Annotated in this window: 14 protein-coding genes; 5 read left to right on the top strand and 9 right to left on the bottom strand. The window is 68.6% G+C overall.

What is annotated here, in order from left to right; genetic code table 11:
• Window positions 1–19: 19 nt before the first annotated feature.
• Entirely contained in the window at window positions 20–1,327 is a 1,308-nt protein-coding gene (locus O5K31_RS15115) for an acyl-CoA dehydrogenase family protein (RefSeq protein ID WP_269714570.1), read from the bottom strand.
• Between the two features lie 113 nt (window positions 1,328–1,440).
• On the opposite strand from O5K31_RS15115, the gene O5K31_RS15110 reads away from it, so the two are divergent.
• Window positions 1,441–2,031 carry a GNAT family N-acetyltransferase gene (locus tag O5K31_RS15110; protein WP_269714569.1) on the top strand — a complete coding sequence of 197 codons (591 nt, stop codon included), beginning with the start codon at window positions 1,441–1,443 and terminating at the stop codon, window positions 2,029–2,031.
• Window positions 2,032–2,147: 116 nt separating this feature from the next.
• Here O5K31_RS15110 and O5K31_RS15105 read toward each other — a convergent pair whose 3' ends face one another.
• Window positions 2,148–2,588 (bottom strand): DUF6265 family protein, encoded by a 441-nt coding sequence (locus tag O5K31_RS15105; RefSeq protein ID WP_269714568.1) that lies wholly within the window; start codon window positions 2,586–2,588, stop codon window positions 2,148–2,150.
• Window positions 2,585–3,085, bottom strand: coding sequence for a nucleoside deaminase (locus O5K31_RS15100; protein ID WP_442867726.1), 501 nt, complete (start codon window positions 3,083–3,085; stop codon window positions 2,585–2,587). Before O5K31_RS15100 ends, O5K31_RS15105 begins: the two co-directional genes overlap by 4 nt.
• Window positions 3,086–3,136: 51 nt before the next feature.
• On the opposite strand from O5K31_RS15100, the gene O5K31_RS15095 reads away from it, so the two are divergent.
• Genes O5K31_RS15095 through O5K31_RS15085 form a run of 3 tightly spaced genes read left to right on the top strand, consistent with a single transcriptional unit; the run spans window position 3,137 to window position 5,721 of the window.
• Complete coding sequence (locus tag O5K31_RS15095) at window positions 3,137–4,432, top strand: pseudouridine synthase (protein WP_269714567.1); 1,296 nt, start codon at window positions 3,137–3,139, stop codon at window positions 4,430–4,432.
• Window positions 4,433–4,435: 3 nt separating this feature from the next.
• Window positions 4,436–4,999, top strand: a complete 564-nt coding sequence (rsmD, locus tag O5K31_RS15090) for a 16S rRNA (guanine(966)-N(2))-methyltransferase RsmD (RefSeq protein WP_269714566.1) — start codon at window positions 4,436–4,438, stop codon at window positions 4,997–4,999.
• Complete coding sequence (locus tag O5K31_RS15085) at window positions 4,999–5,721, top strand: SDR family NAD(P)-dependent oxidoreductase (RefSeq protein ID WP_269714565.1); 723 nt, start codon at window positions 4,999–5,001, stop codon at window positions 5,719–5,721. The genes rsmD and O5K31_RS15085 overlap by 1 nt, the downstream gene beginning before the upstream one ends.
• A gap of 43 nt (window positions 5,722–5,764) precedes the next feature.
• Here O5K31_RS15085 and O5K31_RS15080 read toward each other — a convergent pair whose 3' ends face one another.
• The gene (locus tag O5K31_RS15080; protein WP_269714564.1) at window positions 5,765–6,040 is read right to left on the bottom strand and encodes a YjhX family toxin; all 276 of its coding nucleotides are present in this window, start codon (window positions 6,038–6,040) and stop codon (window positions 5,765–5,767) included.
• A gap of 262 nt (window positions 6,041–6,302) precedes the next feature.
• On the bottom strand, window positions 6,303–8,156 hold the full coding sequence (mutL, locus tag O5K31_RS15075) for a DNA mismatch repair endonuclease MutL (RefSeq protein ID WP_269714563.1): 1,854 nt from the start codon (window positions 8,154–8,156) through the stop codon (window positions 6,303–6,305).
• Window positions 8,157–8,224: 68 nt separating this feature from the next.
• Here mutL and O5K31_RS15070 point away from each other — a divergent pair, with 68 nt between their 5' ends.
• Window positions 8,225–9,154, top strand: a complete 930-nt coding sequence (locus O5K31_RS15070; protein ID WP_269714562.1) for a TraB/GumN family protein — start codon at window positions 8,225–8,227, stop codon at window positions 9,152–9,154.
• 55 nt (window positions 9,155–9,209) lie between these two features.
• Here O5K31_RS15070 and O5K31_RS15065 read toward each other — a convergent pair whose 3' ends face one another.
• The 4 genes from O5K31_RS15065 to ileS all read right to left on the bottom strand — a co-directional run bounded on the left by O5K31_RS15065 (window position 9,210) and on the right by ileS (window position 15,037).
• Entirely contained in the window at window positions 9,210–10,763 is a 1,554-nt protein-coding gene (locus O5K31_RS15065; RefSeq protein WP_269714561.1) for a S10 family peptidase, read from the bottom strand.
• Between the two features lie 127 nt (window positions 10,764–10,890).
• On the bottom strand, window positions 10,891–11,445 hold the full coding sequence (locus O5K31_RS15060; protein WP_269714560.1) for a DUF3035 domain-containing protein: 555 nt from the start codon (window positions 11,443–11,445) through the stop codon (window positions 10,891–10,893).
• 180 nt (window positions 11,446–11,625) lie between these two features.
• A complete protein-coding gene (gene lspA / locus O5K31_RS15055) occupies window positions 11,626–12,117 on the bottom strand; it encodes a signal peptidase II (RefSeq protein ID WP_269714559.1) in 492 nt (163 codons plus the stop codon).
• Window positions 12,110–15,037, bottom strand: a complete 2,928-nt coding sequence (gene ileS, locus O5K31_RS15050) for an isoleucine--tRNA ligase (protein ID WP_269714558.1) — start codon at window positions 15,035–15,037, stop codon at window positions 12,110–12,112. Before ileS ends, lspA begins: the two co-directional genes overlap by 8 nt.
• Window positions 15,038–15,062: the final 25 nt, after the last annotated feature.

The following is a 15,062-nucleotide window of genomic DNA, read 5'->3' as shown; positions in this document are numbered from 1 at the left end:
GCGGGGGAAGACCTTGGCCCTACCGAATTCCCGCCACTTCCAGGTCGCGGTCCTTTTCGGCGCGCCTGCGGGCGGCCAGATCGCCGTACTTCGAGTACTCCATACGGGCGATGGTGCGTTGGTGGACCTCATCCGGGCCGTCGGCCAGGCGCAGGGTGCGGATGCCGGCATAGGCCTTGGCCAGGCCGAAGTCGGTGGTCACGCCGCCGCCGCCGTGGGCCTGGATGGCGTCGTCGATGATCTTCAGGGCCAGGCGCGGGGCCGCGACCTTGATCATGGCGATCTCCAGACGGGCCGACTTGTTGCCGGCCTTGTCCATCATGTCGGCGGCCTTGAGGCACAGCAGGCGGCACATCTCGATGTCGATGCGGGCGTCGGCGATGCGCTCCTCCCAGACCGAATGGTCGGAGATGTACTTGCCGAACGCCTTGCGGCTCATCAGGCGCTTGCACATCTTTTCCAGCGCGACTTCCGCCGTGCCGATGGTGCGCATGCAGTGGTGGATGCGGCCTGGGCCAAGCCGCCCCTGGGCGATCTCGAAGCCGCGACCCTCGCCGAGGATAAGCGCTTCCTCGACCGGCACGCGGACGTTCTTGAGGATCACTTCGGCGTGGCCGTGCGGGGCGTCGTCATAGCCGAACACCGGCAGCATGCGGACGATCTCGATGCCCGGCGCGTCCAGGGGAACCAGGACCTGGCTCTGCTGCTGGTGGCGGCTGGGGTTGTCGGGATCGGTCTTGCCCATGACGATGGCGACCTTGCAGCGCGGATCGCCCACGCCAGAGGACCACCACTTGCGGCCGTTGATGACGTAGTGGTCGCCATCGCGTTCGATGCGGGTCTCGATGTTGGTGGCGTCCGACGAGGCCACCTCCGGCTCGGTCATCAGGAAGGCGCTGCGAATCTCGCCGTTCATCAGCGGGCGCAGCCAGCGCTCCTTCTGCTCCAGCGTGCCGTAGCGCATCAGCACTTCCATGTTGCCGGTGTCGGGCGCCGAGCAGTTGAAGACCTCCGAGGCGAAGCCGATCTTGCCCAGTTGTTCGGCGATCAGGCTGTATTCCAGGTTGGTGAGCTGCACGCCCTCGAACTGGAAGGTGTCATCCACATGGGTCTGGCCGCTGTGCGGCGGCATGAAGAAGTTCCACAGGCCGGCGGCCTTCGCCTTCTTCTTAAGCTCCTCGACGACCTGAACGACTTTCCAGCGCTCGTCGCCCAGGACGTTCATCTCGCGCTCGTATTCCGGCACGGCGGGGCGGATGTGCTCGTCCATGAAGGCGACCACGCGGTCCAGAAACATCCGTTGCTTGGGGGAGATGTCAAAATCCATGGCGCGGCCCATCCCTTATAGTTCAAACGCTTGTTTGATCGTATTTTGCACGAGTTGACGCGTGCGGCAAGCGCCGCCTTGCCGACTCCCGGGTGGAACGGCAGATTGGGCGCATGCATCTGAGAGCCACCCCCCTCGAGGGCCGCTATGTGCGGCTCGAACCCGTCACCCCGGAACTGCGCGACGAACTGCGCGGGGCCGTCGATTGCGATCCCGAAGCCTGGGAGATCATGTCGACCAATGGCTGCGGCGAAGGCTTTGACGACTGGTGGGGCGCCCTCCAGGCCGAGACCGATCGCGGCGAGCGCATCGCCTACGCCATCCGGCGGCTGGAGGACGGCAAGGTGGTCGGCACGTCCAGCTACCTGAACATGCGCCCCGCCCATAGCGGGTTGGAGGTGGGGGCCACCTTCCTGCACCCCGACGCCCGGTCCGGCCCGGTGAACCCGGAAGTCAAACGCCTGATGCTGACCCACGCCTTCGAGGCCGGGGCCATCCGCATCGAGTTCATGGTCGACGTGCGCAACGCCCGCAGCCAGGCCGCGGTGCTGAAGTTGGGCGCCAGCAAGGAAGGCGTGCTGCGCAACCACAAGATCACCTGGACCGGCCACGTGCGGGATACGGCGGTGTTCTCGATCACCGACTACGACTGGCCGGGCGTCAAGCAGCGGCTGGATTTCCGGCTGAGCGAGGATTTCGTCTGAGGGGGCGGTGCGTCCTTCGAGACGACCTCTGGCCTCCTCAGGATGACGGATTCAGTTGGCTAAAGGGCTCGCCATGCTGAGGAGCGCATAAGCGCGTCTCGAAGCACGCAAGGGGCCTACCGCATCCGCCGGTACCGCCACTCAGAGCGCCGGGGTTCGCCCTTCACGGTCCCCTCGATCGCAGCGCAGAGGTCCTCGTCGCAGCGGCGGTAGATGACGCGTTGCGGGAAGTCGTGGGCCTTGTTCTCGAACACAGCCTCGCCCGGCGGGCCGGGCAGGCGGACGAAGGCCGTCGGCGCCTGGCCGGGGATGGTGGCGGTGAAGGTCGGGCCCGCGGCTTCGGTGGTGATCGTCGTGGTCTCGACGAAGTCGGGCCGGTTCGGCCGCTTGGTGACGCTCACGCCTTTCATGACGCCGCTGGCGAGCGGCTCCCAGGTCTCGACGACATCCCGCTCGGCGGTCTTCTGCGTCCAGCTTCCGACCAGCCAGGACAGCTCCTCAACGGGCTGAACGGCTGGTGCGCTGGCTAGCAGGGTGATCAAGGTCAGGGCCTTCACGCTGCATCTCCCTTGGTTTTCCGGCGAGCCTTGAAGAAGCCGCGCAGCAGGTCGGCGCTGTCGTCCGCCATTATCCCGGCGTCGACGCTTGGCCGCCAGTGGCAGGTGGGCTGTTCGAAGAACTTCGGACCATGGGCCACGGCTCCGCCCTTGGGATCATCGGCGCCATAGACCACGCGGCCGATGCGGGCATGGCTGATGGCGCCGGCGCACATGGCGCAAGGCTCCAGCGTCACCACCAGGGTCAGGCCGGTGAGGCGATAGTTGCCAAGCTTTTGCGCCGCGATGCGCATGGCGGCGATCTCGGCGTGGGCGGTGGGGTCGTGGGCGCCGATGGGGCCGTTGCCGGCGGCGGCGACGATCTCGCCCGTGGCCGGATCGAGGATCACGGCGCCCACGGGGGTCTCCCCACGCTCGGCGGCGGCCCGCGCCTGTTCCAGCGCAAGGGCCATGGCGTCGTGCAGGGCGACTTGATCGTCAGGCGGTTCTTTGCGCATTTGCGACTTTACGGCCCATCGTGAGATGCGCCCGGCCCAAAGCAGGACGACATGAACAAGAAGACTTACGACCCCCACCTGAAGGACGAGGCCGCCAGCGGTCAAGGCGGCGACGCCGGCGGCGAGCGGATCGCCAAGGCCCTGGCCCGCGCGGGCGTGGCCTCGCGCCGCGAGGTCGAGCGCCTGGTCGAGGCCGGCCGCGTGGCCCTGAACGGGATTGTTCTGACCCATCCGGCCGTCAAGGTCGGCGACAAAGACATCCTGACCGTCGACGGCGTGGTGGTCGGCTCGGCCGAACCCACCCGCGTGTTCCGCTATCACAAGCCGGTCGGCCTGGTGACCACCCACAACGACCCCAAGGGGCGGCCGACGGTGTTCCAGGCCCTGCCCAAGGAGATCGGGCGGGTGATCTCGGTCGGGCGTCTGGATCTGAATTCCGAGGGCCTGCTGCTGCTGACCAATGACGGCGGCCTGACCCGCGCGCTGGAACTGCCGTCCAGCGGCTGGCCGCGCCGCTACCGCGCCCGCGCCTTCGGCCACACGACGCAAGAGAAGCTGGACCGCCTGAAGAACGGCATCACCGTCGAGGGCGTGAAGTACGGCCCCATCGAGGCCAGCCTGGACAAGGCCAAGGGCCCCGACAACTTCGGCCGCAACGTCTGGATCACGGTGACCCTGGCCGAGGGCAAGAACCGCGAAGTGCGCCGGGTGCTGGAAGCCCTGGACCTGAAGGTCAACCGCCTGATCCGCCTGGCCTATGGCCCGTTCTCGCTGGGCACGCTGGCGCCGGGCGAGGTGGAGGAGGTCGGGCCCCGGGTGATCCGCGAACTGCTGGCCGAGCACATCACGCCGGGCTCCATGCCCCTGGGCGACCGGCCGGCCTATCGCGGCTCCGGCGCGGTGGTCGAGGCGGACGAGCCCGCCCCCCGTCGCGGCGGCGGCAAGTTCGAGCGTCGCGCCCCTGGGCCGGAAAAGCGGGATGACCGCAAGGACAGCCGTCGCGGTCCGCCGCGCGCCGATGACCGCCGCGACGACGGCCCCCGCAAGCCGGGCGGTCGCGACTTCGTGCCCCGCCGCCCTCGCGACGAGGATGAGCGTCCGCGCGGCCCCGCCGCCCGTCCTGGTGTGAAGGCGGGGGGCTTCAAGAAGCCGTTCCGGGCGCCGGGCCTGGAGACCAGCGACCCGCGCCGCGCCGACAAGTCCCGCAAGCCCCGCCCAGGCGCAGCGGCGGACGCCGCCGCCGACAAGCCGGTCTACAAGGCCGGCTGGGCCAAGCCGAAAAAGAAGCCGAGCCACGCGCCCAAAAAGCCTGACGGCCCCAAGCGGCCGGGGCCGAAGAAGGGCTAGGGCATGCGGATCGTCTCGGGGACCTTTCGCGGCAAGGCCATATCCGCGCCGGAAGGCTCGGCCACGCGGCCGACTTCCGATCGCGCACGGCAGGCGGTGTTCAACATCCTGGAGCATGCCGACTGGTCGCCGGGGGTGCGCGACCTGCGGGTGATCGATGTGTTCGCAGGCTCGGGCGCTTTGGGCTTTGAAGCCATCTCGCGCGGGGCGGCCTTCTGCCTGTTCGTGGAGACGGATGAGGCGGCGCGCGGCGCGATCCGCGAGAACGTCGACGCCTTCGGCCTGTTCGGGAACACCCGCGTGCATCGTCGCGACGCCACGGACCTGGGCCAGCGCCCGGCCAGCGCCGGAGCGCCGTTCGAACTGGCCTTCCTCGACCCGCCGTATCGCAAGGGGCTGGGCGAGAAAGCCTTGGCCGGCCTGCTGTCCGGGGGCTGGCTGGCGCCCGGCGCCGTGGCCATGTTGGAGAAGGGCGACGACGAGCCGGCCCCTTCGGTGGATGGCTTCGAGCTGCTGGACGAGCGCAAGTACGGCGCGGCCAAGGTGTTCTTTCTGCGGGTGATCTGATGACGGCCCTGGCCAGCCTTCCACGACCCGGGCGAGCGGTGGTGGTCGGGGCCTCCGGCGGGATCGGCGGGGCCGTGGCCGAGTTGATCGAGGCCAGCGGGCTGGAGGTCGTGCGCCTGTCACGCTCGGCCGCCAGAGCCGAGGACCGGATCGACCTTGAGGACGAGGCCAGCATCGCCGCCGCGGCCGCCCGCCTGGCCGACGACGATATCCCCATCCGCCTGGTCTTCATCGCCAGCGGCCTTCTGCAGGGCGAGGGGCTGACGCCGGAGAAGACCTTCCGCGCCCTTGATCCGCAGATGCTGGCCAAGGCGTTCCAGGTCAATGCGATCGGTCCCGCCCTGGCGGCCAAGCATTTCCTTCCCCTGCTGCCGAAAACCGGAAAGAGCGTTTTCGCCGCCCTGTCGGCGCGGGTGGGGAGCATCGAGGATAACCGGCTTGGCGGGTGGCACGCCTATCGCGCGTCGAAGGCCGCGCTGAACCAACTGATCCGGACGATGGCGGTGGAGACCGCGCGCCTGCGGCCCGACGCGGTGCTGCTGGCCCTGCATCCGGGTACGGTGGACACGGGCCTGAGCCGGCCGTTCCAGTCGGGCGTAGCGGCGGAGAAGCTGTTCACCCCCGCTTACAGCGCCGCGCGTCTGCTGGAGGTGATCGATGGGACGGATGCGCAAAGCAGCGGCCGCCTGATCGCCTGGGACGGAACGCCGATCCCCTTTTGAGGGCGTCGCCCGCCGACAGCTTGGACCGTCGGCGGGCGGGTCGTCACCAGCGCTTGGCCGAAACCCGGTTGTCGAGCTGCGAGCGCAGCCTGTGCAGACCTTCTCGGGTGATGCGATAGGGCTGGCCGCGGTGGCTGGCGATCAGGCCACGTTTTTTCAGGGTCTTGAAGACGCCGAGGTTGCAGTCGCCCAGGCGCCATCCCTCATGGCTGAGGCATTCGGCGTCGATGATGGCGCCACGGTCGTCGCGCACGAGTTGGATGCGCCCGCCTTGTGCGAGCGCGTGCAGCGTCCTTTGCTGCGGTTTGGAGATGTTCACTTGAGGTCTTCCGAAGAGGCATGACGGATCGCGCCGCTGAGATCAGCGACGGGCGGTCAGGGGGCTCGCGGGACCGTCAGGCCTTTCGGCGGACAGTCCCTTAGGCCCAGGCCTCTTGGGCGGAAGACATCGGCATCCTCGGTTAGGAGGCTTCAGCCTAGCAGATCAGTCGTCCCAGGTCAGCACCACGGCGTCGGCGGAGCGCTCGTGCTGGCCGCTTCTCCTGCCCCGTACGCTTCGCTACAGGGCAGGAGAAAAGGGGTCAGCGTCTTCCGAACAGCCGCTCGATGTCGGCCAGTTTCAGCTCCACATAGGTGGGGCGGCCGTGGTTGCACTGACCGGAATGCGGGGTGGCCTCCATCTGGCGCAGGAGGGCGTTCATCTCGGCGCCGGTCAAGCGGCGGCCGGCCCGGATGGAGCCGTGGCAGGCCATGGTGCCGCAGACCTCGGCCATGCGTTCCTTGAGGGCCAGGGCCTGGCCATTCTCCGACAGGTCATCGGCGATGTCGCGGATCAGGGCGCCGGCGTCCGTCTCGCCCAGCAGGGCTGGGGTCTCGCGCACCAGCACCGCGCCGGGGCCGAAGCCCTCGACGATCAGGCCCATCTCGGCCAGCTCGTCGGCCTTGGCGACCACGCGCTCGGCCTCGGCAGGATCGAGTTCCACCACCTCCGGCAGCAGCAGGGCCTGGCGCGCGACGCCGCCGCCGGCCATCTCGACCTTCATCCGCTCATAGACCAGGCGCTCGTGGGCCGCGTGCTGGTCGACGATGATGATGCCGTCGCGGGTCTGGGCGACGACGTAGGTCTCGTGAAGTTGCGCCCGCGCGGCGCCGAGCGGGTGGTCGATGGGATCGACATAGCCGGGCTGGGACGCGGGAGAATGATCTGCGTAGGCGACGGCCTGTTCAAGCACCTCGCCAAAGCTGGGCTCGACCCGGGCGGACACCTGGGTCAGGCCCGGCAGGACGCCAGTGTGAGGCTGGGGGGCTGAAGGCGTCCAGCCCCCGGCGCTCCAGGCCGAGAAGCCGGCGGGGGATGGGCCGCCCTGGGGCCGGAAGCCGCCCAGGGCCGCGGCCGCGACGGTGGTCGAGGCACGGTGGCCGGCGGCGGCGAGGCTGTGGCGCAGGGCGCCGATCAGCAGACCGCGCACCAGGGCGGGATCGCGGAACCGCACTTCGGCCTTGGCGGGATGGACGTTGACGTCCACCTGGGTCGGGTCGAGCTCCAGATAGAGCGCCGCCGTCGGATGGCGGTCGCGGGCCAGATAGTCGGCATAGGCCGCCCGCAAAGCCCCTTGCAGCAGCCGGTCACGGACCGGGCGGCCGTTGACGAACAGGTACTGGTGGGCGGCGTTGCCGCGCGAATAGGTGGGCAGGCCGGCGAAACCGGTCAGGCGCACGCCGTCACGCTCCTGGTCGATCAGGATGGCGTTGTCCTGGAAGTCGCGGCCCAGGACGGCGGCGAGGCGGGCCAGCCGGCCGTCCGGTCCCGGATGCTCGGCCGACAGGCGCAGGACGCGCTTGCCGTCGAGGTCGAGGGTGAAGCCGACGGCCTCGTGCGCCATGGCCTGGCGCTTGATCTCCTCGGCGATGGCCATGGCTTCCGAACGCTCGGACTTCATGAACTTCAGCCGGGCGGGGGTGGCGTAGAACAGGTCGCGGACCTCGACCCGGGCGCCGTGCGGGCCGGGGAAGGCGGCGGGGGCCGGCTGGCCCATGGCGCCGCCCTCGACCAGCAGGCTGTGGGCGTCGGACGCTCCCTTTGCGCGGGAGGAGATCGACAGGCGGGCGACCGAACCGATGGAGGGCAGGGCCTCGCCCCGGAAACCCAAGGTGGCGATGCGCAGCAGATCCCAGGTGCCGTCTTCCTGCGGCGACAGCTTGGAGGTGGCGTGGCGCTCGACCGCCAGCAGCAGCTCGTCCGGCGACAGGCCGCAGCCGTCGTCGGCCACCAGGATACGGGTCAGGCCGCCGCCGTGAGCCTCGACCTCGACCCGCGTGGCGCCGGCGTCGAGGGCGTTCTCGACCAGCTCCTTGATGGCGCTGGCCGGGCGTTCGACCACCTCGCCGGCGGCGATGCGGTTGACGGTCTCGGGCGGGAGGCGGCGGATGGGCATGGTCAAGCTCGTTCCAAGCTGATCAATATAGGTCGATTCCGGGGCGGGGGCGTCGTGGAGACCGATCAATGCGTCGATTGATTGCGGGCCTGGCGATGGCCCTCTGCTTGGCGCCGGCTATCAGCCACGCCCAGGAACTGATCGATCCCGAAGCCATCCTGCTGGACGAGCTTATCGTCGAGGCGCGCCTGCCCGGTCCGGCCTGGTGGAAGGTCACCGATAGCGACAGCACGGTCTATGTGCTGGGCGCGCCTAGCGCCTTGCCCAGGGGGCTGGCCTGGGACCAGACGATCCTGAAACGCAGGTTGGACGGCGCCAACCGCCTGATCCTCCCGGCCGCGGCCACGGCGGGCCTTGGCGACATCGGCGGTTTGCTAGCCCTGCGCAAGCAGGCGCGGCGGGACGTGCAGCCCCTGCCGCCGCCGCTGCAGGCGCGGGTCGAGGACGCCGCCGTGCGTCTGGGCACGAAGGGCGAGCGGTATCTGGAATGGCGGCCGGTGGCCGGCGCTCTGATGCTGCTGTCGGACAACCGCAAGGCCATGAGGATCGACCCGGCCGAGCCGCACAAGGCCATCGGCAAGGCGGCCAAGAAGGCTCGAGTGAAGGCCGGTCGGGCGGCCACCTATGAGGCGGTGGTCCTGGGACGGGCGGTTCTGGCGGCGCCCGAGTCGGCGGGCCTGACCTGCCTGGACGTGGCGCTGGAGGAAGTCGAGGCCGGGCCGGTGGTGTTCCAGGCCACGGCCCGCGCCTGGGCGGAGGGGAATGTGCGCGCCGCCCTGGACGGCCGGCGCAGCTATGACCTGTGCATCAACGGCCTGCCGGGCATGGCCGATCAGGTGAACCAGGCCAACGCCGCCCAGGCCGCGGCCATCGCCGCGGCGCTGAAGACGCCGGGGCACAGCGTGGCGGTGATGAGCCTGCGCTCGCTGGTCAGCCAGAACGGCGTGCTGGACCGCCTGCGCCGCGACGGGCTGACGGTCACCACGCCTGACCAATGAAAAACGCCCGGCTGGAGGGCCAGCCGGGCGCGTCTTCAAACCGAAGCGTCGGTCCCTAGCGGGCCGTGCTGCGGTACCAGCGCACGACGTCGTCATGCATGGTCTTCATGGCTTCCGGGTTCAGATAGATCATGTGACCGGACGGGTAGTAGGTCAGCTCGACGTTCTTGCGCTGCGCGGGTTCGAGCATCATGTGCGAGACGTCGAACTCCAGGCCGTAGAACGGCGTGGCCATGTCGTAATAGCCGTTCAGCGCCAGGACCTTCAGGTGCGGGTTGTTGCGCATGGCCAGGGACAGGTCGACAGCGGTGTTGGGGGTGGTTTGGGCGCCGAAGCCCTGGCCCGGAGCGCGATGCCTCCAATCCCATTCGAAGCCGCCGGCGTCGCGGGCCGACAAGCGGTAGTCCAGGTCGGTCTTGTAACCGATGGTGTTGTTCACATAGTCGCGCACCATGCCGCCGTAGGGGCCGGTGATCGCGTCGTTGGAGATGTCGCCCTCTGGCGAGGCGCCGCCAGCGTCGGCGTCAACGCCGCGATAGCGGCTGTCCAGGCGGCCGACGGTCAGGCGCTGGTCGCGCAGCAGCTCCTTGCGGAAGCGGCCCAGCTCGACGCGCAGATTGTTGTTCAGGATGAACTGCGGCGACAGGCCCGTGAAACGCGCCATCTCATTGGCGACGGCGCTCTTCTCCTCGGCGGAGATGGTGTCGCCCTTGGCCAGGGCGGCGGCGTAACGACCGCTGGTGAACTCGCGCGCCTGCTGGACGAAGGTCGCCAGGTCGGCGGGGCGGTCCTGGACGCGGTTGTGATACCAGGCGGTGGCCGCGTAGGTCGGGAACAGCGTCATGTAGTTCTGGTCGTAGCCCGGCTGACGCACGCCGTAGTTCATGATCGAGGACAGCAGGATGACGCCGTTCAGGGCCATGCCGCTTTCCTGCAGCTCGTTGGCCAGGGCGCCGGCGCGAAGCGTGCCGTAGCTTTCGCCGAAGATGAACTTGGGCGAGGCCCAGCGGTTGTTGATCGTCACATAGCGCTGGATGGCGCGCGAGAACGCATCGACGTCCTGATCCACGCCGTAGAAGGTCTTGGCCGGGGTGTCGCCCAGGGGACGCGAATAGCCGGCGTTCATCATGTCGATGAACACCAGGTCGCTTTCACCCAGCAGGTTGTAGGGGTTGGCCTCCAGGGAGAAGGGCCCGGGCTTCATCACCTCCGGCTCGCCCGGCTTGATCCATTGCGGGCCGAACGAGCCCATGTGCAGCCACAGCGAGGACGATCCGGGGCCGCCGTTGAACAGGAAGGTCACCGGGCGCTTGGGGTCGGGCTTATCACCAGCGGTGTAGGCCACGTAGAACAGGCTGCCGGTGGGCTTGCCGTCGTCGTTGCGGATGGTGACCGTGCCGGCCGTCGCCTTGTAGCGCAGCGCCTTGCCGGCCACGTTGATGGTGTTGGTGATGGAGGCGGTCCGCTCTTCGGCGGAAGCCTTGACCCAGCCCTCGGAAGCGGCGGCGGGCTTTTCGCCCTTGGCTTCCGGCTTGTCCTGGGCGACGGCGACTGTGCTCGCCCCCAACATCAGGATGGTGGCGAGGGCGGTCAGCGTGGTTCGGCGCATATTGGTTTCAGTCCCTTCAAGGCGATGATGCGATCGCCGACGGTTCGAGCCGCCGGTCGTTCAAGTCCGTCTCGCAACGCGCCGTCTGGGACCGTGGCGACCGCGGGGGCCGCCACGCAGCCCGGACTTAGAGGCCCGGCAGTTTGATCCCGCCGCTGCCGCGGGAGATCACCACCGCCTTGCCGCCCGTGAGGGCTTTCAGGCGCTGCTCTTCGGCCTCGGCGCTGACGACTGGCGCGGACTGGCCGGCGGTGGCGGCGTCGCCGCCGGCAGCCGGTTGATCCTTGCGCCAGAACATCACGCGGTCGGCGAAGCTTTTGTCCTTGTGGGCGAGCTCACCGTTTTCGTCGTCGACGACGAAGCGGATCAGCGGGTCGGCGGAGCCGCCGCCGGCGCGGGCCACGAGGATGTTCTCGCCCTGCGAGCGATCGGCCGCGGCGGCCTGGCCCTGAAGCTGGGCGCGGGCGGCGCTGTCGGGCGCCAGTTCGGCGGCGCGCGGCTGGCCGGGTGCGGGCGGACGCAGGGAGAAATCGGGCGGCAGGACGAGCGGCGCCTTGGTGACGACGCGGAACTCATCCGGGGTGACCTTCGACATGCCCAGGGCCTTGGAGGCGCTCTGGCAGCCCGCCAATCCGGCGGCGCTGATGATGGCGGCGATCGCGACGACGCGGGTCAAACTCATGAAATCCAAGCTCCAGCGGCCGCCCCCGGCCTACATACGGACGTCGCAGATACCGCATTTGGAGGGGAGGCGTAAACGGCTTCACCTCACCTTGATCGTCGCAGTTTTGTTAGACGATCGTATACCAGATACGATTGCAGACTTGAAACAGTCGTTGTTATTTCGGCCGGCCCTTTAGGGTCAGCGTTTGGCGCTGTCCCCGAACAGGCTGTCGATCAGCAGCAGCACCACGCCGACGGTGATTCCAGCGTCGGCGATGTTGAACACCCACGGAAAATAAAGCCGCGAGAAGTCCAGGAAGTCGGCCACGGCGGCGAAGCGAACCCGGTCGATCAGGTTGCCCAGCGCGCCGCCGATGACGAGGCCGAGCGCAAGACCCAGCATCGGGCGCTCGGTCTTGCGCGCCCAGCCGGCCAGGAAGAAGGCCACCGCCAGGGAGAAGCCGGCCAGAGCCCAGCGGGCCAGGTCGTGCCCGGCCTGCAGCAGGCCGAAGCTGACGCCCTGGTTCCACACCATGGTCAGGTAGAAGGGGCCCGCCACCTCGACCGACCCCCGCAGGGGCAGGTCGTAGATGTTGAGGATCCAGTACTTCACCGCCTGATCGACGACGATGACCGCCGCGGCGATGGCGTAGGCGATCCAGCCCCAGCGGGTGATGTTCGGCTTAGCCATGGGCGGCATCCCAGGCGGCGACGGCTTGAGCGTCCCGCAGCGACAGGTCCGGATAGCGAGGATCGGAGCCGACCTCCGGCAGGACCCGCCAGGAGCGGGCGCACTTGGCGCCCTGGGCGAGGGTGGGTTCGACCGCCACGGCCTTCACGTCTTCCGAGCGGAAGGCGTCAGCCGGACCGTCGCCGGCGACCAGGGTCGCCTGGCTGGTGCGGAAGATTTCGGCGGCGTCCAGGCCGTCGAAGGCGGCCAGCAGGTCGGCGTCGGCCACATGGACGACCGGCGCGGCTTCCAGCGCCGAGCCGATGCGCTTTTCACGGCGCTCGATCTCAAGGGCGCCGGTGACCGCTCGGGTGACCAGCTCGACCTTGGCCCAGCGGGCGGCCTCGGCGTCGTTCTTCCACTCGGCCGGGGTTTCCGGAATCACGCGCAGGCAGTTGGAGCCGGCGTCGGGGAAGCGCGTGGTCCAGGCTTCCTCCATCGTGAACGGCGTCAGCGGCGCCAGCCAGATGGTCAGGCGCTCGAAGACGGCGTCCATCACCGTGCGGCAGGCCCGGCGGCGTTCGCTGTCGGGGCTGTCGCAGTAGAGAGCGTCCTTGCGGATGTCGAAATAGAAGGACGACAGGTCCTGGGCGCAGAACTCGGCGATGGGGCGCAGGACGTCGCTGAACCGGTACTCGGCGTAGGCGGCGCGGACCTGACCATCCAGTTCGTGCAGGCGGTGCAGGACATACCGTTCCAGCGGCGGCATCCGGTCCAGCGGCAGGCGCTCGGCGTCGTCGAAGCCGGCCAGGGCGCCCAGCAGGTAGCGCACCGTGTTGCGCAGCTTGCGATAGGCGTCGGCGACGCCCTGCAGGATCTGCTTTCCGATGCGCTGGTCGTCGGCATAGTCCACCGAGGCGACCCACAGGCGCAGGATCTCGGCGCCGCTTTCCTTGATGACCGACTGCGGGGCGATCGTGTTGCCCTTCGACTTCGACATCTTCTCGCCGTTCTCGTCGAGGGTGAAGCCGTGGGTCAGGATCGCATTGTAGGGCGCGCGGCCGCGGGTGCCGCAGCCTTCCAGCAGTGACGACTGGAACCAGCCGCGATGCTGGTCGGAGCCTTCGAGATAAAGGTCGGCGGGCCATTTGGAATCGGCGCGGCCCTCGATGGTGAAGGCGTGGGTGCAGCCGCTGTCGAACCAGACGTCGAGGATGTCCTCGATCTTCTCGTAGCGGGCCGGATCGTGCGCGCCGAGGAAGTCGGTCACCGGACGGGTGAACCAGGCGTCGGCGCCCTCGGCCTTCATGGCGTCGATGATGCGCTGATTGACCTCGGGGTCATGCAGCGGCTCGCCCGTCTCCTTGTCGACGAACATGGCCAGCGGCGTGCCCCAGTTGCGCTGGCGGCTGATCAGCCAGTCCGGGCGCGTCTCGACCATGCCGCGGATGCGGTTGCGGCCCTGGGCGGGGTGGAAGGCGGTGGCGTCGATGGCGGCCAACGCCTTGTTGCGCAGGGTCCCACCCTCGCCCTCATGGTCCATGCGGATGAACCACTGGGGGGTGTTGCGGTAGATCACCGGCGCCTTGGAGCGCCAGCTGTGGGGATAGGAGTGCTCCAGCCGGCCGCGGGCAAGCAGGGCGCCAGCCTCGATCAGCTTCTCCATCACCGCGCCGTTGGCGGGGCCGAACTTGCCGGCCTTCTTGCCCTCGGTCTCCAGCACCTTGAGGCCGCCGAACAGGGCGACGGACGGATAGTAGGCGCCGTCCGGGTCGACGGTGTCGGGGATCTCGCGGTGGCCGTGGGCGAGCCAGACCTGATAGTCTTCCTGGCCGTGGCCGGGGGCGGTGTGGACGAAGCCCGTACCCGCGTCGTCGGTGACGTGATCGCCGGCCAGCATGTGAACCGGGAATCTATAGTACTGGTCTAGCTTGGCGAGTGGGTGGGCCAATCTCAGCAGATTGTCGGGATTGACGTCGCCGACCCGCTCGAACTTCGCGATCTTCGCGGCGGCAAACACCTGCTCTGCAAGCTTGTCGGCGACGATCAGTTGCTCCCCGATGGTGACCCAAGGCTCGAATTCCAAGCCCTCCTCAATCGCCTCCACTCGGTACAGGCCATAGGAGATTTCTGGGTTGTAACTCACGGCCCGATTGGCGGGGATGGTCCAAGGCGTGGTGGTCCAGATGAGGACAGATGCACCAAGGCCTAGGGCCTTCGGCTCATCTTTCGTCGCGCCGACCTGCCCGGTGCTCGTCACCGGGAACTTCACCCAGATCATCGGCGAGACCTGGTCGTGGTACTCGACCTCGGCGTCGGCCAGGGCGGTGCGCTCGACCGGGCTCCACATCACGGGCTTGGAGCCGCGATAGAGCTGGCCGCTCATCAGGAACTTGTGGAACTCGCCGGTGATCTTGGCTTCGGTCGCGTAGTCCATGGTCGCATAGCGGCCTTCCCAGTTCCCCAGGACGCCGAGGCGCTTGAACTCTTCCTTCTGGATCTCGATCCACTCGCCGGCGTATTCGCGGCAGCGCGAACGGAACTCGGCGGCGGGAACCTCGTCCTTGCGGCGGCCCTTGGCGCGGAACTCTTCCTCGATCTTCCACTCGATGGGCAGGCCGTGGCAGTCCCAGCCGGGCACGTAATCGACGTCGAAGCCCAGGGCGAAGCGCGAGCGGACGACGAAGTCCTTCAGCAGCTTGTTCAGCGAATGGCCGATGTGGATCGGGCCGTTGGCGTAGGGCGGGCCGTCATGCAGTACGAACAGGGGCGCGCCGGCGTCCTGGCGCGCCTTGCGCATGGCGCCGTAAAGGTCGCCCCAGTCGGCGAGGATCTGCGGCTCCTTCTGGGGCAGGCCGCCGCGCATGGGGAACGGGGTTTCGGGCAGGAAAACCGTCTCGCGATAGTCGCGGCCGGTGGTCGGGGTGGCGTCGTCGGCCATGGTCATTCGTCTCGAAAAATCAGGC

Origin of the sequence: Caulobacter sp. NIBR2454, assembly GCF_027474405.1 — a bacterium.
GTDB lineage: Bacteria > Pseudomonadota > Alphaproteobacteria > Caulobacterales > Caulobacteraceae > Caulobacter.
Note: the sequence above shows the minus strand (reverse complement) of the source record. Positions and strands in the feature narration are given on the sequence as shown.